We start from the raw sequence: 23922 nt of genomic DNA on the forward strand, positions 1-23922 counted from the left end.
TGTTCAATCGCTGATACACAGAAGAGAATCGGACTGTTTAGGAAATTATCCTTAATATACTGATAAGTCATTAAATCACTTTATTACCTTGAATCACTCATGTAGAATAGATATATAACAATAATTATATAAGGGGGAAGCGAAAGCGTTCATATGACTATAAACGACATGAAGCAAACCAAATTTAATGAAGCAAGCTTTACGGAATGGGAGCAGGCTGCAGTAAAATCATTAAAGGGTAAATCGTTAGAATCTTTAGAAACCAAGACATTAGAAGAAATTATATTGAAACCGCTTTACACATTAGCGGATTTGGAAAATATCCCCGACGAACAAACTAAAACTGTAAGAGAAAGTAAAGAATCAGCAAGCTGGAAGGTTGCACAGCAATCAGTAGGATTAACATCAGAGGAAATCCTATCTGATCTGAACGAAAGCCTTTCCAAAGGAAATAATGTCATTAATTATAAAGTAGAGATTGAGCACAAGTGGAATGATTCACAGCTTCAGGAGTTGAAGGAGCTTTTCCCACATTATGAGGTGTTACTTGATGTAAAAAATGATCCAAGTTTCTTAAAACACTTTGATCATTTAAATGGTTCTATAATCGGAGCAGAAGAAGAGTTTAAAGGAGCTCGTACATTACATTTAGATGGCTCCAAGTTACATAAGGCTGGTGGGGATGCAATTAGCGAATTAGCGAGCGTATTAGTGCAAGCGGATACATTTGTGCATCTTCATGGTATCGAGAAAGTAGAAGAAAAAGCTTTTGTACAATTTTCAGTAGACACTAATTTCTTTATGGAAATTGCAAAGCTGAGAGCTTTTAGAATACTTTGGAAGGCGTTTGGAGAAGCATTTGGTAAAGAAAATGTGAAGGCTATACCGGTTTATGCAGAAACCTCTCTCCGGTCTTTCTCAGCACTTGATGAAACAGTAAACTTATTGCGTGCTGGTAACAGTACATTGTCTTGCGTATTGGGTGGTGCAGATTTTGTAAGTGCATATCCATATAATTATTTAACTGGCACAACTGCAACTTCTAACCGTATTGCTCGCAATATGCAACTTGTATTAAAGGAAGAAACACATATTCAACGTGTAATCGATGCAGCTGGAGGCTCTTTTTATATTGAGTCATTGACTAAACAGCTTGTTGAGAAGGCTTGGACATATTTTATTGAGCTTATGAAAGATAGCTCCCCAGAATCGAGAGAAAGTATGCTACTTCAACGAGCTCAAGAGAAATGGGAGCTACAGTTAAAGGCAGTGTCATCTCGAAAAAAATCTCTAATCGGTACGAATAATTATGCTAACCCCGATGATGTAATAGAAAATCCGGTTAAACTTACGGACTATAAACGTTTAGCAGAACCTTTTGAAGACCTACGAAAAGCTTTTAAACAGACTCCACTTAAGGCTGCCATACTTCCTTATGGTGTTCTAAAGGAGTATAAGCCTAGAATGGACTATATTAATGGCTTTTTGAATGCGATCGGAATTACTCCCGTCCTTGCAGAAGCCAATTTAAAGCCATTTGATTTACAGCAGTGGATTATGAATGACGATATTCAATATGCTGTTTTTGTAGGTAGTGATGACCAAACAGCTGGACTAGTACCTGCTCTATTGAATGAAAAGCTTTCCGTGCCATTAGATGTAGCAGGGAAGTTCGAGGAGTATGAGGATTGGTTAGAAGCAGGGCTCTCTGGTTCTATTTATGCAGGACAGTCTCTTCTTATAAAAGGAAAAGAATTACTGGCACTAGCTCAGAAGGAGGGTTCACATGACAACGCCTAATTATGAAGCTGTTTCTATAGAAGAAGTATTAAAAAAGGCTGGAAATAAAGTAGACAGTAAACATGGTTCCTTTATGTCTAATGAGGGAATCGAATTAAAGTCACAATACATGACGGAAGATCTAAAGAATGTAAACCATATAAATGATTTGCCAGGTATAGCTCCCAATACACGTGGACCTTATCCAACAATGTATGTGTCGAAGCCTTGGACCGTTCGACAATATGCAGGGTTTTCTACAGCGGAAGAAAGTAATGCATTTTATAGAAGAAATCTAGCAATGGGTCAAAAAGGTCTGTCTGTAGCTTTCGATTTGGCAACACATAGAGGATATGATTCTGATCATGAGCGAGTAACAGGCGACGTCGGCAAAGCAGGTGTTGCAATTGACTCGGTGGAGGACATGAAAATCCTTTTTGATGGTATACCGTTAGATCAAATGTCTGTTTCCATGACCATGAACGGCGCAGTATTACCTATTATGGCATTTTACATTGTTACAGCAGAAGAGCAAGGTGTTACACCGGAACAGCTTGCAGGAACGATCCAAAATGATATTTTAAAAGAATATATGGTACGTAACACGTATATTTATACACCGGAAATGTCTATGAAAATAATTGCTGACATTTTTGCATATACAGCGCAGCACATGCCAAAGTTTAATTCCATTTCTATTTCCGGCTACCATATGCAGGAGGCAGGAGCAACAGCTGACATCGAGTTGGCCTATACACTTGCTGATGGATTAGAATACGTACGTACAGGCATAAACGCAGGGATTGAAATAGACTCATTTGCTCCTCGACTGTCGTTCTTCTGGGCAATTGGTATGAACTATTTCATGGAAGTAGCAAAAATGAGAGCGGCACGAAGAATTTGGGCTCAGATGATGAAGAGCTTTGACCCTAAAAACCCTAAGTCTCTAGCTCTACGAACTCACTCGCAAACTTCTGGGTGGAGCTTAACAGAGCAAGATCCTTTTAACAACGTGACTCGTACTCTTGTAGAGGCAAATGCAGCAGCAATGGGACACACTCAATCCCTGCATACAAACGCTTTAGATGAAGCGATTGCACTTCCAACAGACTTTTCCGCTAGAATTGCAAGGAATACACAGCTTTTCTTACAGGAAGAAACAAACATGACAAAGGTAATTGATCCATGGGGCGGTTCTTATTATGTAGAAACGTTAACAAATGAATTGATGGAGAAGGCTTGGACTTTAATAGAAGAAATTGAAGAATTAGGCGGAATGGCGAAAGCGATTGAAACAGGGTTACCAAAGATGAAAATCGAGGAAGCCGCTGCTAAAAAACAAGCCCAAATAGATTCTTCAAAAGAGATTATCATTGGGGTGAACAAATACCGTCTTGAGCAAGAGGATGCCATCGACATCTTAAATATTGATAATACAGTTGTTCGTCAAAAACAAATGGAACGCTTGGAACGTGTTAAGGCTAATAGAGATGAAAAAGCTGTTCAAGTAGCCTTATCAGCATTAACTGAGGCTGCTAAAACGGGTAATGAAAATCTTCTAGCTGCAGCAGTAAATGCCGCTCGCCAAAGAGCGACTATTGGGGAAATATCAGATGCGATAGAGGTTGTGGCAGGTAGACATAAGGCGGTGATTCGCTCAGTGAGTGGAGTATATAGTGCTAATTTTAGTGACGCAGAAGAAATTGATTCTGTGAAGCAAATGGCAGAGGATTTTAAAGAAAACGAGGGTAGACGACCTCGAATTTTAATCGCAAAAATGGGCCAGGATGGACATGACCGTGGCGCAAAAGTAATTGCTACTGCATTTGCTGACTTAGGCTTTGACGTTGATATTAGTCCACTATTCCAAACTCCTGCAGAAACAGCTCAGCAGGCAGTTGAAAATGATGTCCATGTAATTGGAGTTAGCTCGCTTGCAGCGGGACACATGACCCTTGTACCAGCATTGAAAGAAGAACTTGCGAAACTTGGTCGTGAGGATATTTTAATCGTTGTTGGTGGTGTTATTCCAGCACAGGATTATGCTTTCTTACGCGAAAATGGAGCTTCTGCTATATTTGGTCCTGGTACTGTTATTCCGGTCGCAGCTCAAAAAGTTATCGAGGAAATTTATAAGCGACTTGGCTACGAGGAAGTGGAAGGATAATGGCAGATGAGGAAAAGGTAACCTCTTCTTTACATGTCAAGAGCGGTGTAACATCTCAGCACGACGGTATGGGTAGGTCTTCGGTTAAAAAGTTTTCAAAGAAGACTACTCTTTCTATAGATACTAAAGCGTATAGTGATGAGATTAAACAGGGCTCTCGACTTCATTTGGCCAAAGCGATTACTTTTATTGAAAGCACTACCTCTGAGCAACAAACGATAGGTCAACAGCTTCTGAAACGATTGTTACCTCACACTGGTAATAGTATTCGCATAGGCATAACTGGGGTGCCTGGAGTAGGAAAAAGTACGTTCATTGAGGCCTTTGGAAAAATGCTATGTAATTCCGGTCATAAAGTAGCCGTACTGGCAATTGATCCAAGTTCATCCCTAACCGGCGGAAGCATATTAGGGGATAAGACTAGGATGGAAGAGCTGGCAAAGCATCCAAACGCTTTTATACGTCCGTCACCTTCTGCAGGTACACTGGGAGGCGTGCATAAAAAGTCTAGGGAGACCATGCTGCTATGTGAGGCTGCTGGATATGACGTCATATTAGTAGAAACAGTAGGAGTCGGTCAAAGTGAGACTATCGTTAGGGGAATGGTAGACTTTTTCTTACTTCTTGCCTTGACGGGTGCAGGTGATGAATTACAAGGAATGAAAAAAGGTATTATGGAGCTAGCAGACGCAATCGTCGTCAACAAGGCAGATGGCGCTAATGAAGCCTTAGCCAAAAAAACGGTAGCTGAATATAAACAAATATTACATTTTCTGGCTCCCTCTGCTCCCAATTGGACAACCCCAGCGCTTGCGGTTTCCTCCTTACATGACCGAGGTCTAGATAAGGTGTGGGCGACAATTAAGAGCTTCGAGGAAAAAATGAATTACCAGCATTTTTGGCAAAAGAGAAGAAAAGAACAAACGATTGATTGGTTTAAATCAATGATTGTAGATCGATTGTATGATGACTTTTTTGCCTCAATTGAAAGAAAGCAGACGATGAAACAGTTAGAACAACAAGTAAGAGAAGAAAAAATCACTGTTTCTGATGCTATTCAGGAGTTATTTTCCTCGAATTCATATAAATAATCTGATAAACTTAGTTTGAATTGAAAAAGGAGAGCTGTCAAATGAATATGGATTTTAACTTATTAATGAACGATATGATTATACAAGCGCGTAGTGAAATGGAAAACAGTGGCTATGAACAATTAACTACTCCGGAAGAAGTAGAAGCTGCTTTCGCTAGAAAAGGTACAACTCTAGTAATGATCAACTCTGTTTGTGGATGTGCTGGCGGCATCGCTCGTCCTGCAGCTGCAAATGCTGTGCATTATGACAAACGTCCTGATCATTTAGTCACTGTATTTGCTGGTCAAGACAAATTAGCTACACAACAAGCCCGTAATATGTTCGGAGATGATCATTTGCCTTCATCCCCATCATTTGTAATGTTAAAAGATGGACAAGTAGTAGCAGAAATAGGTCGTCATGAAATTGAAGGGCATGCCCCAACCTCAGTCATTACACATCTTCAAGGTTTATTCGAAGAGTATTGCGAGGAAGTATAGTCTACAAAAAAACAGCGGAAGCATAAATTGCTACCCGCTGTTTTTACATTCATTTATTTCCTATAATACGAAGCTTAGACCGAACAATAATGTGGACATTACCATGACAAATATCATGAGATATACAATAATCTTACGAAATGTTTGATTGCGCATTAAATTCTCTCCTTTTGCTTGTACTCCTATTTTATCAAAATTGAAAAAATGCACAAGAGGTAGAGATTTTTTTTTGTAATATATGTACAATAGTATAGTGAATAGTCAAACAATAGAGGATGTGCAAACAATGGAAAAGGTAGACCATATCGGAATTGCTGTAAAAAGCTTAGAAAACTCTTTACCATACTATACTGAAATTTTAGGCTTGAAACTTATACATATTGAGGAAGTAGAATCCGAAAAAGTAAGAGTAGCTTTTATCGACAGCGGAAATGTCAAACTAGAGTTACTGGAACCAATTGATGAGACTAGTACCATTCACGCCTTCATCGAAAAAAAGGGTGAAGGAATTCATCATGTCGCATTCGGAGTGAAAAACATTCAGGAGCGACTAGATGAGTTAAAGGAAAAGGGAGTTCGTTTAATACAAGAGACTCCTAAAATTGGGGCAGGAGGGGCTGAGGTTGCTTTCATTCACCCTAAATCTTCTGGTGGAGTTTTATATGAACTATGCGATAAATCAAGGGGAGCGAAATAACTAATGGATATCTACGAAAAAATTAATGATCTATATGACCGTAAACGTAAAGTGGAATTAGGTGGAGGAGACGAAAGAATAGAAAAACAGCATGAAAAAGGGAAGCTGACTGCTAGAGAAAGAATTGAACTGCTAGTAGATGAAGGATCTTTTGTTGAGTTGAATCCATTTATAAAACATCGTACGGTTGACTTTGGCATGGACAAGCAAGAGGGGCCAGGAGATGGTGTTGTTACAGGATACGGAAAAGTAAATGGTCGAGCTATATACCTATTTTCACAAGACTTTACTGTTTTCGGCGGGGCTCTAGGAGAGATGCACGCACTTAAAATTTCCAACGTGATGGACTTGGCTGCTAAAAACGGTGCTCCGTTTATAGGTTTAAATGATTCAGGCGGTGCACGTATTCAAGAAGGCGTTGTTTCTTTAGATGGATATGGACAAATTTTCTACCGTAATGCTATCTACTCCGGTGTTATTCCACAAATATCTGTAATTCTCGGACCTTGTGCGGGTGGAGCGGTTTACTCCCCAGCTATTACAGACTTTGTGTTTATGACAGATGAAACAAGCCAAATGTTTATTACAGGACCTAAGGTAATTGAAACAGTTACAGGAGAGAAGATATCTTCAGAAGATCTTGGAGGTTCTAAAGTACATAATACGATTAGTGGTAATGCACACTTCCGCGGTAAAACAGAAGAAGAAGTTTTACAAAGTGTAAGACAGCTATTGAGCTACCTTCCACAAAGCTTTGAGGAAAAACCACCAGTTCTAGAGCCATTAGAAGAAGATGATGACCGCCCAGATTTAGCAGACATCGTACCTTTTGAAGCAATTCGTCCATATGATATTCGTAAAGTAATCGATCAGGTCGTTGACAAGGATTCATTTATGGAGGTTCATAAAGAGTTTGCAAAGAATATAGTAGTAGGCTTGGCTCGTATTAAAGGAGAGGTTGTAGGATTAATCTGTAACCAACCGAAAGTTATGGCTGGTGGACTCGATATCGACTCGTCTGATAAGGCAGCTAGGTTCATTCGCTTCTGTGATTCCTTCAATATTCCCTTAATCACGTTTGAAGATGTGACTGGCTTCTTCCCAGGGATAAAACAAGAGCATGGTGGTATTATACGACACGGTGCAAAGATTTTATTCGCTTATTCGGAAGCTACAGTTCCAAAGATGACTGTTATTTTACGTAAAGCATATGGTGGAGCATATGTGGCGCTTAACTCTAAATCTATCGGGGCAGATCTAGTTTTTGCTTGGCCAAATGCCGAAATTGCGGTTATGGGGCCACAGGGAGCAGCAAATATTATTTTTGCTCGAGAAATTGCCTCTAGCGATAATCCTGAACAGGTTCGTGCTGAAAAGATTGAAGAGTATCGTGAAAAATTTGCGAATCCATATGTAGCAGCTTCCATGGGGATGGTAGATGATGTTATTGATCCGAGAGAGACTCGCATCAAGTTAATCCAAGGACTAGAGATGATGCGTAACAAGAAAGAAACTAGACCTAAGAAAAAGCATGGGAATATCCCATTATAAAGGAGTCTTTTACAAGATGAATCGTTTAATAGAAGAATTTTTTGAATTAGTGAAGATAGATTCTGAAACAAAGCATGAGCAAGTTATTGCACCAATTTTAAAGAATAAGCTCGAGCAGCTCGGTTTTTCAGTTCTGGAAGATGACTCAGCACAGAGAAATGGACATGGAGCTGGTAATTTAATCGCTACCTTGAAGGGAAATAAGTCTTCGGCAGATAGCATCTACTTTACTACTCACATGGATACGGTTGTGCCAGGTAAGGGAATCCAACCAGTTATTAAAGAGGATGGCTATATTTACTCAGATGGTACCACTATACTAGGTGCTGATGATAAAGCAGGGATTGCAGCATTATTCGAAGCAATACGTCGTTTAAAAGAGCAGTCCATCGAGCATGGAGATATACAAGTGGTCATAACTGCTGGAGAAGAAAGTGGCCTAGTTGGAGCTAAGGAAATGGACCCTTCCTTGCTAACTGCAACTTACGGTTATGCTATAGACAGTGATGGAGAAGTAGGCGGTATTGTTACTGCAGCACCTTATCAAGCAAAGCTTTGGACTACCATTACTGGAAAAACTGCGCATGCCGGTGTTGCTCCTGAAAAAGGTGTTTCAGCGATTACATTAGCTGCTAAAGGAATCGCAGCTATGAAATTAGGTAGAATAGATTATGAAACAACTGCTAATATAGGTCGCTTCGAGGGTGGTCAGGCAACAAATATTGTTTGCGATACTGTTCATATTTTATCAGAGGCTCGTTCTATCGATAAAGAAAAGCTAGATGCACAGGTTGAGCATATGGTAAATACATTTGCAGAAAAAGCAGAGCAATTCGGTGGAACAGCTACTACGGAAACTAAATTAATGTATCCAGGCTTCCGTTTTGAAGAAAATCATCAAGTCGTACAGGTTGCAAAGCGTGCGGTTGAAAATATAGGAAGAAAAGCCGATATAAAAACAAGCGGTGGTGGTAGCGATGCCAATGTAATAGCTGGCTTTGGTGTACCAACAGTAATTCTTTCAGTCGGTTATGAGGAAATCCATACCACAAATGAAAGAATGCCAGTGGAGGAACTTGAAAAACTAGCAGATTTACTTGTAGAAATCGTAAAGGTTGCCGCAGAATAATGCACCAGGAGGTTTTAATCCATGTCTTCTCAAAAGGTAGTTGTGTTTCAATCCGGAAATGAAGAATATGCAGTATCTATTGATCATGTAGTTTCTATCGAAAAGCTAGAAAAAGTTAATCCTATCCCTCATTTACCGACTTATTTGATAGGATTGATGAAAATTAGAGGAGAGCTTGTGCCTATAATTGATTTTGAACAGATTCTATATAATCAGAGTGGTCTTATGAATGCTAATGCCCGTGTTGTTACGATGCATACGGAAGAAATGTCAGTTGGTATTCTTGTAAAAGAGGCAAAGGAGATTTTAGATATCCCTTCTGAATCTTTAAAACAGCTGGGTATTATGAATTATTCTAAGACAAAATATTTCACGAATATTGCTAATCTTGAAGATAGAATGATTACAATTATAGACCCTTCTATTTTAGTCCGTTCATTAGAAGGCATACAAGACATACAATCTTATTTAGAAGACAATAAAGGAAACCTTGAAGTAAGTAGTATATAATATTAGACATGGGTAAGTTCTGTTTTACGATTGGACAGTGGAAGGTAGCTATTAAATGGCTACCTTTTTTCCCTTTTTATTTTGAAGGAGTTAAAGATGTAGAAGAGGTGAAGAGACTTGACTAAACGAAACAGAATCATTTTTCACTTAGACATGAATAGCTTTTATGCATCTGTAGAACAAGCACATAACCCTTCTTTAAAAGGTAAGCCAATCGCAGTCGCTGGGAATCCGAAGGAACGTAGAGGAATATTAGTAACATGCTCCTACGAGGCAAGAGCAAGGGGCATTTATACAACCATGTCAGTATGGGAGGCTAAAAGAAAATGCCCGGAACTAATTTTATTGCCTCCTAATTTTGAAAGTTATAGAGCCGCCTCAAAAGCAATGTTTGATATTTTACGGTCTTATACTCCAATGGTAGAGCCTGTCTCTATTGATGAAGGCTATATAGATTTAACCGATGTTGATATACAAAATGATGCAGTAGGATTTGCAAAATCCATTCAACAAAGAATATTGCGAGAGTTAGATTTACCTTGCTCTATTGGCATTGCTCCTAATAAATTCTTAGCTAAGACAGCCTCCAATATGAAAAAGCCGATGGGTATTACTGTGCTGAGAAAACGAGAGGTCTCACAACAACTATGGCACTTACCAGTAATCGAAATGCATGGCGTTGGGGAAAGCACCTCTAAAAAACTAGAATCATTGGGTATTATAACCATTGGAAATATAGCTAGTGCCAATCCTGAAATTTTAAAATCAAAGCTAGGTAAAGCTGGTGCTAGGTTATATAATCGTTCTCATGGCATAGACGATCGTGAAGTAAATCCAGAATCTATTTTTGAAACAAAAAGCGTAGGTAATTCTACTACATTACCATATGATGAAACAAATATGGATGAGCTTCAAAAAGTACTCAGAAGACTATCTGGGAAAGTCGCATCACGGTTAGAATCTAAAAACCTCGCTGGACGTTCTATCACAATACATATTCGGGATGCTAGTTGGAAAAATAAAACGAGAAGTAAGACTGTAACTAATCGCCTCTTTAAAGAGGATGAAATATTTCAGCTAGCCTTTCAATTATTTGAATCAGCTTGGAATAGCGAGCCTATTCGACTGCTTGGCGTCACAGTTAACAATGTATTTGATAAGGGAGAATCAGTAGAGCAATTATCTATTTTTAACTATGAAGAGCATGCAAAAGAGGAGCCAATATTAAAGCTTGTGGAACAGCTTCAAACAAAATTTGGAGCAGGGATTATTAAAAGAGGTATTAAGTTGGATAAAAAGCCTTCTTTTGAATCTAAAACAAGTTTTAGTAAAGACTTTTTAGATGACCACGAAAGATAAAAAATCAATTTAATAAGAACAGGGGTTTTACGAGTAGATGAAGAAAACAAAAACACCAGAAACGATAGGTCGAATTATTATGATAATTATAGGCGCTGTGATTGCTGCCTATGCACTAGAAGCTGTATTAATCCCAAACTCTGTAATTGACGGCGGAGTGACAGGTGTCAGTATCATGGGGAATTATTTATTTGAAATCCCATTAGGAATCCTACTATTTGTCTTAAACATTCCTTTTATTTATTTAGGTTATAAACAGGTTGGTAAGACGTTTGCTTTATTTAGTATCATTGGTATCGCCGCATTATCAGTCTCCACTGTTTTGTTACATCATATTAATCCGATTTTAAGTGCGGAAGACCCGTTACTTGTAGTATTATCCGGTGGTGTAATGCTTGGGGTAGGTATTGGTATTGTACTTCGTAACGGTGGTGCACTTGATGGAGCAGAGGTACTCGCCGTTCTAGTTTCACGTAAAGTACCATTTTCAGTGGGAGATATTATATTATTTATAAATGCATTTATCTTTGTTGGTGCAGGGTTCATATATGGTCTAGAGAGTGCACTGTATTCGGCTACTACTTATTATATTGCTAAAATAGTCATTGACGTTATTCAAGTAGGTCTTGAAAAATCCAAATCTGCTAGGATTGTTAGTAAGCATTCAGAGGAAATTGGAGCAGCTATTCAGGATAGACTTGGTCGAGGGGTAACCTATTCGAATGGAAGAGGCGGATTTACCAACGAAACAATTGACATTGTTACGTGTGTCATTACTCGAATGGAAGAAAACAAACTAATTACAATTATTAAAGAAAAGGATCCAAGTGCATTTGTAGTAATTACCGATGTAGCTGAGGTTCGCGGTGGCAGTTTCAAAAAGCGTGACATTCATTAATCAAAAACCGTTAAATGAGTTTAAAACTCATTTAACGGTTTTTTAGGTTACGATAAATATTTCAGGAAACAATAGCATGTTTGTATAAGTGCTAATCATGAACATACTATTGTCCCAAGCGCTCATAATGTTAAAATGATATATAACGAAGATTATATAAAATAAGGAAGTTGGATATATATGCAAATTTTGTTTTTAGGTACCGGAGCAGGTATGCCCTCTAAGCAACGTAACACAAGCTCAATGATTTTAAAGCTACTGGAGGAAAGAGGGACTTATTGGATGTTTGATTGTGGGGAAGCAACCCAGCATCAAATTCTTCGAACAACTATTAAACCGAGAAAACTAGAAAAAATATTTATCACTCATTTGCATGGAGATCACATTTATGGTTTGCCAGGGCTGCTAGGCTCTAGGTCTTTTCTAGCTGGCGACGAGCAGCTAACTATATACGGTCCAAAGGGTGTAAAAGATTGGTTAGAAGTTACTTTATCTACGTCCCAAACTCGATTAAAATATCCTCTTCAAATCGTAGAGATAGAAGAGGGAATAATCTTTGAGGATGAACAGTTTATTGTAGAAGCAAGAATGCTTGAGCATGTTATTCCTTGTTATGGGTATCGTGTAACCCAAAAGCAACTTCCTCCTGAGTTACTAATCGAGAAGGCGGATGCTCTAGGGGTTCCAAGAGGTCCATTATTAAGGCTATTAAAATCCGGTGAGGATGTTATATTACCAGATGGGAAAACAGTCAAGAGCTCTGATGTAACAGGACAACCCAAAAATGGGTTTAAGGTTACCATTTTAGGTGACACGAGACATTGCGAAAATTCTATTCTTTTAGCAAAGGACTCAGATATATTAATACATGAGGGTACCTTCGACACTGGGACGGAGGAGCTTGCCAGAGAATATGGGCATTCGACAATTACTGATGCTGCAAATGTCTGTGAAAGTGCTGGAGCTAAAAATTTAATAGTCAACCATATAAGTGCTCGTTTCATGGCAGAGGATTTAAAAACCTTGCTAAATCAAGTTTCTTCCTATAATTTCCCTATTTATATTGCAGATGATTTTAATGAGTTCAATTATATAAACGGTCAATTAGAAAAATTGGAAAACTAAATGGCGGGTCAGAATTCCCGTTACAATAATAGCTAGGAGGTACTGCCTCAAACAATTAGAATGGTTAGATGTCGTCTTACGAAAATTCAGCAGGATTCATATAGAAATAAAACAGTGAAATCAAATTGAGGATTTCACTGTTTTATATTTATGAACTAGTTTTTCCAAGTTTTGTTCTAATATAGGATTTAGGGATGGTTTCTTACAGATATTCGTCTGATTGCCTATTCATACTGTTTCCCAAGTATACGTGATTTTTGCTGAGCAGCATCTATGCATGCAAAAATAGCCTCGTCGACCTTGTGTGACATGAGCTGCTCAATGCCTGCCTCTGTTGTACCTCCTGGACTCGTAACCTTTCTTCTAAGCTCAGCAGGCTCCACACTGCCGTTCATAAGCATATGCGCTGCCCCCTTCATCGTTTGAAAGAACAATTGACGGGCATCTTCCTTACTTAGCCCGTGCAAAACAGCCGCTGCTTCAAATTGTTCAGCAAAATAGTATAGATACGCTGGTCCGCTTCCGGACAGGGCAGTTACTACATGCATATCCTCCTCTTCTACTAGCATGACAGTTCCTATTGATTCTAATAAGTTTATTATTACCTTTTTAGATAAATCATTTATTTTGTCATTACAGCAAAGGGCAGAAGCACTCAAACCAACAGAGGCAGAGGTGTTAGGCATAACACGTGCAATTGGTCGCTCTCCAAGGTACGACTCTATTGTTTGGATGGAAACACCCGCAATGACAGATACAATTGTAGCCGTCTTATTTATATATAAAGAGATATCTTTGCAAGCGTCTATGGCATCTTTTGGTTTCATAGCAAGAAATACAATGTCAGCTTTTTGCAGAGCAAGCTTTTCTGAGCACATAATATCGATTTGGTACTTAGATTGTAAATACTGAAGGTGTTTCTGATCTGATTTATTCATCACACAAATGGAATCCGGAGAAACTTTATTTTCCTCCAATAAGCCGTGGATAATAGCTTCAGCCATGGAGCCAGCCCCTACAAAAACTATATTAGTCATACGTTTATCCTCCTTCAAGTAAGTTTTATCTATAATTTTCTTTTCGTAATAATAAGCAAACATTAGATAACATTAAATTATCATCTAAATATCCTTTCAATGATCAACAACGAGTTATATCATATGGGGAGTAAGAGGATAAAAAAGAATCCTTCTTATTGCTTTGAATAGGGAATTCCATATCCAGTACATGTATCATATTTTGGAAGTCTTCCATCAACTCACCCCTAGTTTTGAATATAAAAAAACGCTCCCGTCCCTATATTAAATAAGGACGAAAACGTTTGATTTCCGCGGTACCACCTAAGTTTGCTATAAAATAGCACATCTTTTTCCTTCTTATCGCGAAGGTCACGACTATGTTTACATAGTTGCTCCGAAGCAGGTTCCTTATATGAGAGGGAGATGAAATTTTCAGCAGGCATTTCACTCTCTTTACTCCATCATATATGTACTAGTCTTCTTCATAGCAAGAATTATCTGAATTAATGAAATTATAGAGGTCATTTTATAAAAAGTCAATCTAATTTAGTGACTCCTAACTTATTAACCTGTAAAATAAATGAATAGTCATTCATGTAAAGGAGAAACACAAAGATGATACATAAGATAATTATTCCGACGCCTTTTGCTGTAGGGGATGTTAATGCATACCTTATAAAAGGAGACGTACTTACTCTAGTAGATGCAGGACCAAAAACAGAACAAGCACTAGTAGCTTTAAAAAATGGTATAAACGAAGCAGGTTATGAACTCGATGATATAGAACAAGTCATCCTTAGTCATCATCATCCTGATCATTCGGGTTGGATCGAGGCGTTTGAAAAAGCCCGGATTCTAGGACATGAATATAACCAAGTGTGGCTAAGAAAAGACCAAGCATTTTTATCTTATCATGATGAATTTTATTATAAATGTCTGGTCGAGGAAGGTGTTCCTAAACAATACTTAAAATGGATTGAAAAAATGAGAAGACCATTAAACTTCATCGGTAATCGTTCATTAGATGCGGTGTTGAAGGAAGGAGATGCCATACCAGGTCATCCAGATATGCAGGTTTTAGAAACTTTGGGTCATGCGCAGAGTCATATTTCCTTATGGGACGAACAAAATGGGGTGTTAATTGGTGGGGATTTAATCCTTGAAAAAATTTCTTCTAATCCATTAATAGAACCACCGTTGGACAAATCCGCACCTCGCCCAAAATCGATGCTTCAGTATAATGAAGCGTTAAAAAGAGTGCAAGCATTGGGCATTCAAAAGGTATACAGTGGCCATGGAAATGAGGTATTTGGAGTCGCTGATTTAATATCTTCTCGTTTAGTAAGACAACGGGAGAGAGCATTACATGTTCTTGAAATGATGAAGGATGGGGAAAAGACTATTTTTGAACTAACTCAGAGGTTGTTTCCAAAGGTCTACGAAAAAGAGCTTGGTTTGACATTATCTGAAACAATCGGTCAAATAGATTATTTAATGGACGAAGATCTCATTCAAGAAAAGCGGACAGATGAAGGGATTCTTTTATATGAACAAGCGTAAGAGGATTCTCATTACTGGTGCCACAAGTGGTATAGGATTTATGCTGGCGCTACAACTGCATAAGGATGGTCATCAGGTTTATGCAACAGGGAGAAATATTAATGCCCTAGGTCAGCTGGAAAAGCAAGGAGTCCATGTCCTTGTTGCTGATTTAACGAAAGAAACGGCTTATGAAAATCTCTTTGAGAAGGTGGAAACTCCAGATGTTGTCATATTAAACGCAGGAGTGGGTACCTTTGCTTATCTAACAGATTTAACGGAAGAACAGATAGATCAAATGCTGAGTGTGAATGTAAAAGCACCTATTATGCTCACCAACTATTTTGCTAAGCTGATGAAAGAGAGAAATACAGGACATTTTATTTTTGTAGCATCACAGGCAGGTAAGGTTGCCACACCTAAGGCTTCTGCTTATGCAGCATCTAAGCATGCAATCATTGGGTTTGCAAATGCAGCTCGAATGGAATTAAAGGAATATGGTATTCAAGTGAGCACTATTAATCCTGGTCCGATAGATACTCCATTTTTAGATTTAGCAGACCAAACAGGGGGCTACCGTGAGAAAATGAGCAAACATTTGCTTTCTCCTCAAAATGTCGTAGATGCTATTAAGAAAGTCATTGATAAGCCTGTTAGAGAGGTAGATTTACCTTTTTATATGAGTTTCACTAGTAAGTTATATGCTGTTTTTCCCAAAACCGTTGAATTACTAGGTAAAAGCTTTTTCAATAAAAAATAACGAAAAAACCAATCAATGCAAAGCAATAGTTGATTGGTTTTTTGTATGATCAAGATACTTTTCCTTGATAAACATTCAGTAGTTGATCGAGCTCTTGGCTACATGCTACTACAACAGGATGAGTAAACCCGAGACTTTTTGCTTTTTTGTACATATCATTTCTTTTACTAGTTATTAAGATCAATAAAGATGTTTCATGCCACTTGGTTTCCACTGATATTTTCCTCCGTTTAACAGATTTTTACTGTAATGGTTTCTTGGTATAATGATGAACTTTTTTTATTGTAAAGTATCATTAATGAAAAATTTGTCAAACTGTGGAGGAAACTAAAATATTTTTTATTTTTTTATTGTATTTATGCATCTATGTAGTAGAAATGTTGCTTCCTTAAACTCTAAGAAAGAGAATTTGACTAGTATTTTAAGATTCATGTATATAGCTATTATTAACCTAGGTACTTAGTACTTATTTCGAGTTCTTGAACTGCATACTCCATGCTATTGACAAAATACGCTTTACGGTCAATACGAGAACTAACGGACATATGTAATTGCTCATCCACGAAATGTAAGGCAACTCCATCTTCTACTGCATAACCAAGTTTCATTTTGTTTTCAGCAATCATTTCTTTATAAGCTGGTCTTCTTTTACTTTCTCCATCGTAGTGTGGACAATTACTTCCTTTTAAAATTCCAAGACAGTCAAGCTTATATAACGGACCATTTAATGGATCGGTCAGTCCTTCCTCAAACCAGCAGATAGAACCTGCACTAAGACCTGCTAAAATAATTTCTTTTTTATATGCTTTTAAAAGAATAGAATCTAGTCCCCATTCCTGCCAAAGCACTAACATATTTCGAGTATTTCCTCCACCGACATACAGAATATCCTGCTCCAAAATAAACGCTTCCAAGTCACTAAAGTTGGGCTCGAATAAGGAAAGATGAGAAGTCGAGCACTCTAGCTTATTAAAAGATTCGTAAAAACGGTTTGTGTAGTTATCTTGATCCCCACTTGCAGTTGGTATAAAGCAAACCTTAGGTGATTGCTTCTTTGCTTGCCCTAATATGTATTGGTCTAACAGTGGATTGTCGGGCTCCATGGAGAAACCACCACCGCCCATTGCAATAATTTGTCTCATTTAAACACTCCTTCTATGGTTAATAGTTATTGTTCTACATAAGTTCATTCTAATGGTGGAAGTAAGGATTTTATATTACATGATACAATTTATGGAAAAGGGGACAGTGAGATGAATGATTGGCAAAATAGCATAGCTCAAATAAGAATTGCAAGACCTACTGATAAGTTAAGTCAGGTTGTTGATTTTTACCATAAAGGCTTAGGATTAAAAATAATTGGAAGCTTCAAGGATCATGACGGCTACGATGGGGTGATGATTGGTTTGCCAAACAAGTTGTACCACTTAGAATTTACTGCTCATAAGGACGTTTCTCCATGTCCTAGTCCGTCTAAGGATAATTTACTCGTATTTTATATACCTCAAAAATACATTCTAGACACTCTTGTAAATCAATTAATTGATATGGGATACCCTACTGTCTCATCAGAAAATCCATATTGGGAGAAGAATGGGGTTACATTTGAAGATCCAGACGGGTGGAGAGGGGTTCTCATGAACGATTCAGGAATCTGACATATTAAATAGATTGCAAATGAAGAGGCTTTGAAATAAAGCATAGTTGTTTTCCGTTCCAGCGGACGCTTTCCGGGGGCACGGCTTCAATCTCCTCGTCGCTTTGCTCCTGCGGGGCTTTCAGCTCGTGCTGTTCCCCCAGGAGTCGCCGCCTTCTCTCCAAACAACAATAATAGAGAAATTTTATTAAAAAATAAGTTACCTATAATAATAAAGACGTGAAGTCAAGTTGCTTATTTGACTTCTTTTAATTTATTGATTAGGTATGTCCCGGTCTCTTCAATTTTATATACAAAAGGACGCTCCTACTAACACCGCACATCTTTGAGACGAATGTATTTATATTTAAGAATACTAGTCGTGTAATTAGAATTTTTAGACATTTAAATATTATCATAGTATTTAAGCAATGTGAACAGCGTATGACGACTACTGGTCTTGGGGAATTCATTATACATATAAGTTATTTTGGTTTAGTAATGCTGTAGAATTATCTATGAGCAATAGATTTTATTTAAAGAATAGTTTTTCATTGACATTATACCTATAGGGGTATAATGTAAAGGATGAAAGTAAATGAAATTAAACTATATACTTGATTTTTTAGAACATTCCTTATGTAGGGATTGCAGTAGTAGATGTTATTATAACTGGCATACATAAGCAATGCGTGATGACAATAGCATCGCGTTTTTCAAATTTAAAGATTCTTGAAACCCTAGCTAATGATATAAATAATCGTATGGAGGTAATATGGATGAAGAAAATCGTGGTTATTGGTGGTGTGGCTGGTGGAGCTTCAGCAGCTGCCAGAATTCGACGTTTAGATGAGCAAGCACATATTGTTATGTTTGAAAAAGGTCCGCATGTATCTTTTTCAAATTGTTCCTTACCATTTCATTTAAGCGGAATCGTGGAAGATAGTAAGCGTCTACTAATGATGACGCCAGATTCGTTTGAATCGAAATATAATATTGATGCACGAGTTAACAACGAAGTCGTTTCAATAAACCGTGATGACAAAACTGTTACGATAAAAAATGTGATAACAGGTGAGCTGTCTACTGAATCATACGATAAGTTAATTTTATCGCCAGGTGCGAGTCCGATTGTACCGAAACTACCAGGAACCGATTTACCACATGTATTTACGGTGCGTAATGTAGTAGATATTGAACGGTTGCAAAATGCGATTGTCCAAAAAGACGCAAAAAAAATTGCGATTATTGGTGGTGGGTTTATAGGTGTAGAGGTGGCTGAAAACCTTCGATTAGCTGGACGTGATGTTGCATTAGTTGAACATGGAACTCAGATTCTCAAACCATTCGATGAAGATATGGTACAAATATTGCATAAAGAAATGATGGATCAGGGTATTGAGTTAGTTGTCGACGATGGTTTAGCTGAAATTAATTTGTCCTCAATTACTTTAAGTTCTGGCAAAGTGATTGAAGCGGATATCGTAGTATTGGCAATTGGTGTTCGTCCAGAGACATCTCTGGCGGTTGACGCAGAACTTGAGATTGGTGAAACTGGAGCAATTAAAGTAAATCAAAATTATCAAACGAATGATTCAAATATCTATGCTGTTGGAGACGCAATCGAAGTTTATCATCGCCTAATGAATAAACCAACTCGTTTAGCATTAGCGGGACCAGCACAGCGTCAAGCACGTGCAGCTGCAGATCATATTTATGGTATTCCTAATATGAATAAAGGTGTAATTGGTTCTACAAGTATTCAGGTGTTTGATTTTGCAGCAGCAGCTACAGGATTAAATGAACGTACTGCGAAAGAAATTGGTATACCAGTGGATGCTGTATACGTAATTGCCTCAGATAAAGTTGGACTGATGCCCTCGAGCAATCCATTACATTTTAAATTGATTTATGAAGTGCCTACAGGACGTGTTGTGGGTGCGCAAGCTATTGGAAAAGGTAATGCAGATAAGCGTATTGATGTGATTGCAACTCTTATTACCATGAATGGGACAATTGAAGACTTAAAAGACTTAGAGCTTTCTTATTCTCCTATGTTCTCTACAGCAAAAGATGTCGTGAATTTAGCGGCACTTGTGGCAACGAATATTATGGCAGGACGTTTTAAACAAGTACGTGTGAGTGAAGTACGTGCATTAGTTGAATCGGGAGCATTTATTGTAGATGTGAGAGAGCCCAATGAATTTGAAAAAGGTGCACTGAAGGGGGCCAAGAATATTCCTTTGAGTCAGTTACGTGAACGGATGCATGAGATTCCGAAAGGTATCCCTGTTTATGTACATTGTCGCTCCGCGCAGCGCAGTTATAATGCTGTCATGGCATTAGAGCATAATGGTTATGATCATGTATATAATATTTCAGGCTCCTATCTAGGAATCAGCCTATATGAATATTTTAATGACCAGCAGCAAGGTCGTGAACCAATCGTAACGGAATATAATTTTAAATAATAGCATTGGGAGAGAGTGATATAACTTATATTGACAGGAGATGTTTATGACTTATATAACTTTGGGACAATTTTCTATCCCCATTTCTTGGATTGCATTTTTTATAGCAATTCTCTACAGCGATTTTAGAAATAAAAATAAAGATGAAATTACTGATAAAATAATCAGTCGTCTTTTTTGGGTTTACGTTTTAATCTGGAAACTAAGTTATATCATTTTTGCCTGGGAAAGTTTTGTACAAGCACCTATGTCAATACTCTATTTTGATGGCGGATTAAAAGGAAGTATTTTAGCCTTTCTTGTCATGATGATTGTACTTATAAAATACCGAAAGGAAATTGATTGGGAGGTGCTGTTAAAGTATTGGGCACGCTTTATAACAGCCCATCAATTAGCTAGTTCTATATTAATGGAGCAATGGCTTATTGCGCTTATTTGGATAGCGCTATTACTCTTACTAGAACGAAAATGGAAACATTGGATATTACTAGCTCAATGGCCATTCCTTTTGTGGTTAGGTGGGTGGCTTGATGAGCTAGTCATTGCTCATTTATTAGTCATTCTTTCTTCGATTTTAAGAAGTAAAGGTTATCAGCATATCGCATTAATTGGTGTGCTTAGCTTAATGGCCATGACATTAAGCGATTTGCGCATAACCATTTCTACAACGCCCAGAGAGTCAATCGATTTAGAGACTACCACAAATGATAAATATAATTTATCTGAGAAGGATCAGATGCTGACAGTCGTAAATTTCTTTGCAACCTGGTGCCCACCATGTCAGGCAGAAATGCCTCACTTACAAAGTTTTTCTGAAGACTTACCAGATCAAGTGGAGCTGATTGGGGTTAATTTGACTGACCGTGATAATGGTCCGAAAGCGTTAGCAGAGTTTATGGCAACATATGAAGTGACGTATCCTATTTTGTTAGATGAAGAGGATCGATTTGGTAGGTCCTATAATATTGTTTCAATACCCACTACGGTACTTCTCAATAAGGACGGGCAAGAGCTTGAACGGATTATAGGACCAGTAAGTGAAGAAGCCTTACGAAATCTAACAAACAAGTATAGATGATTTATCTCATCAAATGATAGGAAGTGGTCACCCTAGATCCTTTAATGACCTTCATATTCTGTTTCTCGCAAATGAGATTCAAAGCATTTAATCTTTTGTATTGACATATACCCTATGGGGTAGTATTATGTGTTTAGAACAAATTTAGATTAAATGAGGTGAGATGATGCAATACGATGCGAAGGTTACAGCCAGAATGAAAAAAGTAGAAGGCCAGCTTAGAGGTATACTACGCATGATGGAAGAAGAAAAAGATTGTAAAGATGTAATTACACAACTAAGTGCTGTTCGTTCTGCTGTAGATCGTACAATTGGTGTTATTGTCACAGATAATTTAGTTGAGTGTTTATCTAAAGAAAGTGAAGAAACACTTGATAAAAATGCAATGGTAAAGCAAGCAGTTGATCTATTAGTAAAAAGTCGATAAGACTTTTTATTTTTAAAATAAAAAATACCTATACGGGTAAGGAGATATTTATGGAAAAGAAAAGGACAACAATCGTTTTATTTAGTGGAGATTATGACAAGGCAATGGCTGCCTATATTATTGCAAATGGTGCAGCAGCTTATGACCACGAAGTAACTATTTTTCACACGTTTTGGGGAATTAATGCGTTACGTAAACAAGAACCAGTTGATGTAAAAAAAGGATTTCTAGAAAAAATGTTTGCAAAGATGATGCCTCGAGGTGCAGAAAAGCTCGGTTTATCAAAAATGCAGATGCTAGGAATGGGACCAAAAATGATCAAGCATGTGATGAAAAAGCACAATGCATTAACGCTAACACAGCTTGTGGAGATGGCTCAAGAGCAAGATATTAAAATAGTAACTTGTACGATGACAATGGATTTACTTGGCCTTCAAAAAGAAGAGCTTTTAGATGGTATTCAATATGCAGGTGTTGCAGCTTATTTAGCAGATGCAGAAAATGGCAATGTAAACTTATTCATATAAGAGGTGACATATGGAAACAATACTTATCATAGCAGTCGTAGCAGTATTTTTAATATGGCGCTTTAAGCCGACAAAAGGTATCCAAAATATATCTACGGGTCAGTTAAAACAAATGATTAACGATAAGGATAAAGTATTTGTCGATGTAAGAACAAAAGGTGAATTTAAATCACGAAATATACCCCAGTTTAAAAATATACCACTTGGTTCTGATCTTTCGAAGTTACCAAAAGACAAGGAAATCATTGTAATCTGTCAAAGTGGAATGCGCTCAAGTCAAGCGTGTAAACAATTAAAAAAATTGGGATTTACTAAAGTAACGAATGTCCGTGGTGGCATGAGTGCATATTAGGAGGATATTAACATGAAAACAATTTTACCAGAGGAAGTACAACAAAAGTTACAAGCAGGGGAAGATTTAAATTTAATTGACGTGCGTGAGGTTTCTGAAGTTGAGGCAGGCCATATCCCTGGCATCATCCATATACCACTAAACTTGTTAGAATTTCGTTTACACGAATTAGATAAAACTAAACCGTACATTATGGTTTGCCGTTCAGGTGGTCGCAGTGGCCAAGCAACAACGTTTTTAGAATCTCAAGGTTTTGATGTGACGAATATGTCTGGCGGAATGCTTGAATGGAATGGCGAAGTTAAATAAGTTACATTTAAAAAAAATAATTTATACCCTAACCGGTATAGGTGGAGGTAACAAATGTTTAAATCAGATGTGAAATTAGATGCAAAGGGCTTAGCTTGCCCAATGCCAATAGTAAAAACTAAAAAAGCAATGAACGATGTAGAAGAAGGTCAAGTTTTAGAAATCCAAGCTACAGATAAAGGCTCTGTCGCGGATTTAGCAGCTTGGTCAAAAACAGTAGGTCACCAATACATTGGTTCTCATGAAGAAAATGGTGTGTTTTATCATTATATACGAAAATGCAACCCGGAACTTAGCGAGCAACAAGAAAAATCATTTGAACAAACTGTTTCAAATGAAGAAGCAATTGCTGGCGATGGCTTAATCTTAGACGTACGTGAAGCTGCAGAATACGGGTTTGGACATATACCTGGTGCTAAATCCATCCCAATGGGTGAGTTAACAAACCGTTTAAATGAATTAGATAAAGATCAAACTATTTATGTTATTTGTCGTACGGGTACACGGTCTGATTTGGCCGCTCAGCAATTAGCTCAATCAGGCTTTAAAAATATATATAATGTCTTACCAGGTATGTCTGGATATGAAGGCGAATTACAGAAAGAGGTAGAATAATATGTCAAACAAAGTAGCAATCATTGCATCAAACGGCGGTTTATTTGATGCATATAAAGTATTTAACATCGCAACAGCAGCGGCAGCTTCTGATAAGGAAGTAGCAATTTTCTTTACTTTTGAAGGCTTGAACCTAATCCATAAGCAAGGTATGCACGCTCTTGAAATGCCAGTAGGCAAAGAGCATTTTGCTGAAGGCTTTGCTAATGCACAAGTACCAGCAATTCCTCAATTAGTTGAAATGGCTCAAGAGCTAGGTGTGAAATTTATTGCTTGCCAAATGACAATGGATGTTATGGGTTTAACAAAAAATGATTTTGTAGACGGTATCGATGTAGGTGGAGCGGTTACGTTTTTAGAATTCGCGAAAGAAGCATCACCAACTTTAACTTTTTAATTAG

At 37.7% G+C, this 23922-nt stretch carries 26 protein-coding genes and 1 other annotated feature; of the genes, 22 read left to right on the forward strand and 4 right to left on the reverse strand.

Features of this window, described 5'->3' with window-relative positions; all coding sequences use genetic code 11:
* The first annotated feature begins 168 nt into the window (after window positions 1-168).
* From M3627_RS03745 to M3627_RS03760, 4 genes are read left to right on the forward strand one after another with little or no spacing between them, the layout of a single operon-like run.
* On the forward strand, window positions 169-1800 hold the full coding sequence (locus M3627_RS03745; RefSeq protein ID WP_251552983.1) for a methylmalonyl-CoA mutase family protein: 1632 nt from the start codon (window positions 169-171) through the stop codon (window positions 1798-1800).
* Window positions 1787-3946 (forward strand): methylmalonyl-CoA mutase, encoded by a 2160-nt coding sequence (gene scpA / locus M3627_RS03750; protein WP_251552984.1) that lies wholly within the window; start codon window positions 1787-1789, stop codon window positions 3944-3946. Before M3627_RS03745 ends, scpA begins: the two co-directional genes overlap by 14 nt.
* The gene (gene meaB / locus M3627_RS03755) at window positions 3946-5037 is read left to right on the forward strand and encodes a methylmalonyl Co-A mutase-associated GTPase MeaB (RefSeq protein ID WP_169358195.1); all 1092 of its coding nucleotides are present in this window, start codon (window positions 3946-3948) and stop codon (window positions 5035-5037) included. The genes scpA and meaB overlap by 1 nt, the downstream gene beginning before the upstream one ends.
* A 41-nt stretch (window positions 5038-5078) precedes the next feature.
* Window positions 5079-5519, forward strand: a complete 441-nt coding sequence (locus M3627_RS03760) for a BrxA/BrxB family bacilliredoxin (protein WP_169358196.1) — start codon at window positions 5079-5081, stop codon at window positions 5517-5519.
* Between the two features lie 60 nt (window positions 5520-5579).
* On the opposite strand, the gene prli42 is transcribed toward M3627_RS03760, so the two are convergent.
* Window positions 5580-5675: a stressosome-associated protein Prli42 gene (gene prli42 / locus M3627_RS20750; RefSeq protein WP_151109618.1), complete on the reverse strand. Its 96-nt coding sequence runs from the start codon at window positions 5673-5675 to the stop codon at window positions 5580-5582.
* A 130-nt stretch (window positions 5676-5805) separates the two neighbouring features.
* Between prli42 and mce the strand changes: the two genes are divergently transcribed.
* From mce to rnz, 7 genes are all read left to right on the forward strand, one after another.
* On the forward strand, window positions 5806-6216 hold the full coding sequence (mce, locus tag M3627_RS03765) for a methylmalonyl-CoA epimerase (protein WP_169358197.1): 411 nt from the start codon (window positions 5806-5808) through the stop codon (window positions 6214-6216).
* Window positions 6217-6219: 3 nt separating this feature from the next.
* Window positions 6220-7767 carry an acyl-CoA carboxylase subunit beta gene (locus tag M3627_RS03770; protein WP_169358198.1) on the forward strand — a complete coding sequence of 516 codons (1548 nt, stop codon included), beginning with the start codon at window positions 6220-6222 and terminating at the stop codon, window positions 7765-7767.
* 16 nt (window positions 7768-7783) lie between these two features.
* A complete protein-coding gene (locus M3627_RS03775) occupies window positions 7784-8896 on the forward strand; it encodes a M20/M25/M40 family metallo-hydrolase (protein ID WP_251552985.1) in 1113 nt (370 codons plus the stop codon).
* A 21-nt stretch (window positions 8897-8917) separates the two neighbouring features.
* A complete protein-coding gene (locus tag M3627_RS03780) occupies window positions 8918-9406 on the forward strand; it encodes a chemotaxis protein CheW (protein WP_169358200.1) in 489 nt (162 codons plus the stop codon).
* A 117-nt stretch (window positions 9407-9523) separates the two neighbouring features.
* On the forward strand, window positions 9524-10765 hold the full coding sequence (locus M3627_RS03785; RefSeq protein ID WP_169358201.1) for a DNA polymerase IV: 1242 nt from the start codon (window positions 9524-9526) through the stop codon (window positions 10763-10765).
* A gap of 37 nt (window positions 10766-10802) precedes the next feature.
* Window positions 10803-11663, forward strand: a complete 861-nt coding sequence (locus M3627_RS03790) for a YitT family protein (protein ID WP_169358202.1) — start codon at window positions 10803-10805, stop codon at window positions 11661-11663.
* 180 nt (window positions 11664-11843) lie between these two features.
* Window positions 11844-12788 (forward strand): ribonuclease Z, encoded by a 945-nt coding sequence (gene rnz, locus M3627_RS03795; RefSeq protein WP_251552986.1) that lies wholly within the window; start codon window positions 11844-11846, stop codon window positions 12786-12788.
* 224 nt (window positions 12789-13012) lie between these two features.
* Here rnz and proC read toward each other — a convergent pair whose 3' ends face one another.
* Window positions 13013-13825, reverse strand: a complete 813-nt coding sequence (gene proC / locus M3627_RS03800; protein ID WP_169358204.1) for a pyrroline-5-carboxylate reductase — start codon at window positions 13823-13825, stop codon at window positions 13013-13015.
* A gap of 267 nt (window positions 13826-14092) precedes the next feature.
* Window positions 14093-14302 (reverse strand) — a binding site (T-box leader).
* A gap of 120 nt (window positions 14303-14422) precedes the next feature.
* On the opposite strand from proC, the gene M3627_RS03805 reads away from it, so the two are divergent.
* On the forward strand, window positions 14423-15367 hold the full coding sequence (locus M3627_RS03805) for an MBL fold metallo-hydrolase (protein ID WP_169358205.1): 945 nt from the start codon (window positions 14423-14425) through the stop codon (window positions 15365-15367).
* Entirely contained in the window at window positions 15354-16106 is a 753-nt protein-coding gene (locus M3627_RS03810; protein WP_169358206.1) for an SDR family NAD(P)-dependent oxidoreductase, read from the forward strand. The genes M3627_RS03805 and M3627_RS03810 overlap by 14 nt, the downstream gene beginning before the upstream one ends.
* 49 nt (window positions 16107-16155) lie before the next feature.
* Here the strand turns inward: M3627_RS03810 and M3627_RS03815 are convergent, their stop codons facing one another.
* Window positions 16156-16320 carry an aspartyl-phosphate phosphatase Spo0E family protein gene (locus M3627_RS03815; RefSeq protein WP_251552987.1) on the reverse strand — a complete coding sequence of 55 codons (165 nt, stop codon included), beginning with the start codon at window positions 16318-16320 and terminating at the stop codon, window positions 16156-16158.
* A gap of 232 nt (window positions 16321-16552) precedes the next feature.
* Window positions 16553-17248 (reverse strand): Type 1 glutamine amidotransferase-like domain-containing protein, encoded by a 696-nt coding sequence (locus tag M3627_RS03820; protein ID WP_251552988.1) that lies wholly within the window; start codon window positions 17246-17248, stop codon window positions 16553-16555.
* Between the two features lie 111 nt (window positions 17249-17359).
* On the opposite strand from M3627_RS03820, the gene M3627_RS03825 reads away from it, so the two are divergent.
* The 9 genes from M3627_RS03825 to M3627_RS03865 all read left to right on the forward strand — a co-directional run bounded on the left by M3627_RS03825 (window position 17360) and on the right by M3627_RS03865 (window position 23918).
* A complete protein-coding gene (locus M3627_RS03825; RefSeq protein WP_251552989.1) occupies window positions 17360-17764 on the forward strand; it encodes a VOC family protein in 405 nt (134 codons plus the stop codon).
* 757 nt (window positions 17765-18521) lie between these two features.
* Window positions 18522-20213, forward strand: a complete 1692-nt coding sequence (locus tag M3627_RS03830) for an FAD-dependent oxidoreductase (protein WP_251552990.1) — start codon at window positions 18522-18524, stop codon at window positions 20211-20213.
* Window positions 20214-20259: 46 nt separating this feature from the next.
* Complete coding sequence (locus M3627_RS03835) at window positions 20260-21291, forward strand: TlpA family protein disulfide reductase (RefSeq protein ID WP_251552991.1); 1032 nt, start codon at window positions 20260-20262, stop codon at window positions 21289-21291.
* Window positions 21292-21457: 166 nt separating this feature from the next.
* Window positions 21458-21718 (forward strand): metal-sensitive transcriptional regulator, encoded by a 261-nt coding sequence (locus M3627_RS03840; protein ID WP_251553196.1) that lies wholly within the window; start codon window positions 21458-21460, stop codon window positions 21716-21718.
* A 50-nt stretch (window positions 21719-21768) separates the two neighbouring features.
* Window positions 21769-22245, forward strand: coding sequence for a DsrE/DsrF/DrsH-like family protein (locus M3627_RS03845; RefSeq protein WP_285841626.1), 477 nt, complete (start codon window positions 21769-21771; stop codon window positions 22243-22245).
* A gap of 10 nt (window positions 22246-22255) precedes the next feature.
* Window positions 22256-22597, forward strand: a complete 342-nt coding sequence (locus M3627_RS03850; RefSeq protein WP_251552992.1) for a rhodanese-like domain-containing protein — start codon at window positions 22256-22258, stop codon at window positions 22595-22597.
* A 12-nt stretch (window positions 22598-22609) separates the two neighbouring features.
* Window positions 22610-22906: a rhodanese-like domain-containing protein gene (locus M3627_RS03855; protein ID WP_251552993.1), complete on the forward strand. Its 297-nt coding sequence runs from the start codon at window positions 22610-22612 to the stop codon at window positions 22904-22906.
* A 54-nt stretch (window positions 22907-22960) separates the two neighbouring features.
* On the forward strand, window positions 22961-23521 hold the full coding sequence (locus M3627_RS03860) for a sulfurtransferase TusA family protein (RefSeq protein WP_251552994.1): 561 nt from the start codon (window positions 22961-22963) through the stop codon (window positions 23519-23521).
* A 1-nt stretch (window position 23522) separates the two neighbouring features.
* Window positions 23523-23918 (forward strand): DsrE/DsrF/DrsH-like family protein, encoded by a 396-nt coding sequence (locus M3627_RS03865; protein ID WP_251552995.1) that lies wholly within the window; start codon window positions 23523-23525, stop codon window positions 23916-23918.
* Window positions 23919-23922 lie beyond the last annotated feature (4 nt).

This window comes from Psychrobacillus sp. MER TA 171 (assembly GCF_023713305.1).
GTDB lineage: Bacteria > Bacillota > Bacilli > Bacillales_A > Planococcaceae > Psychrobacillus.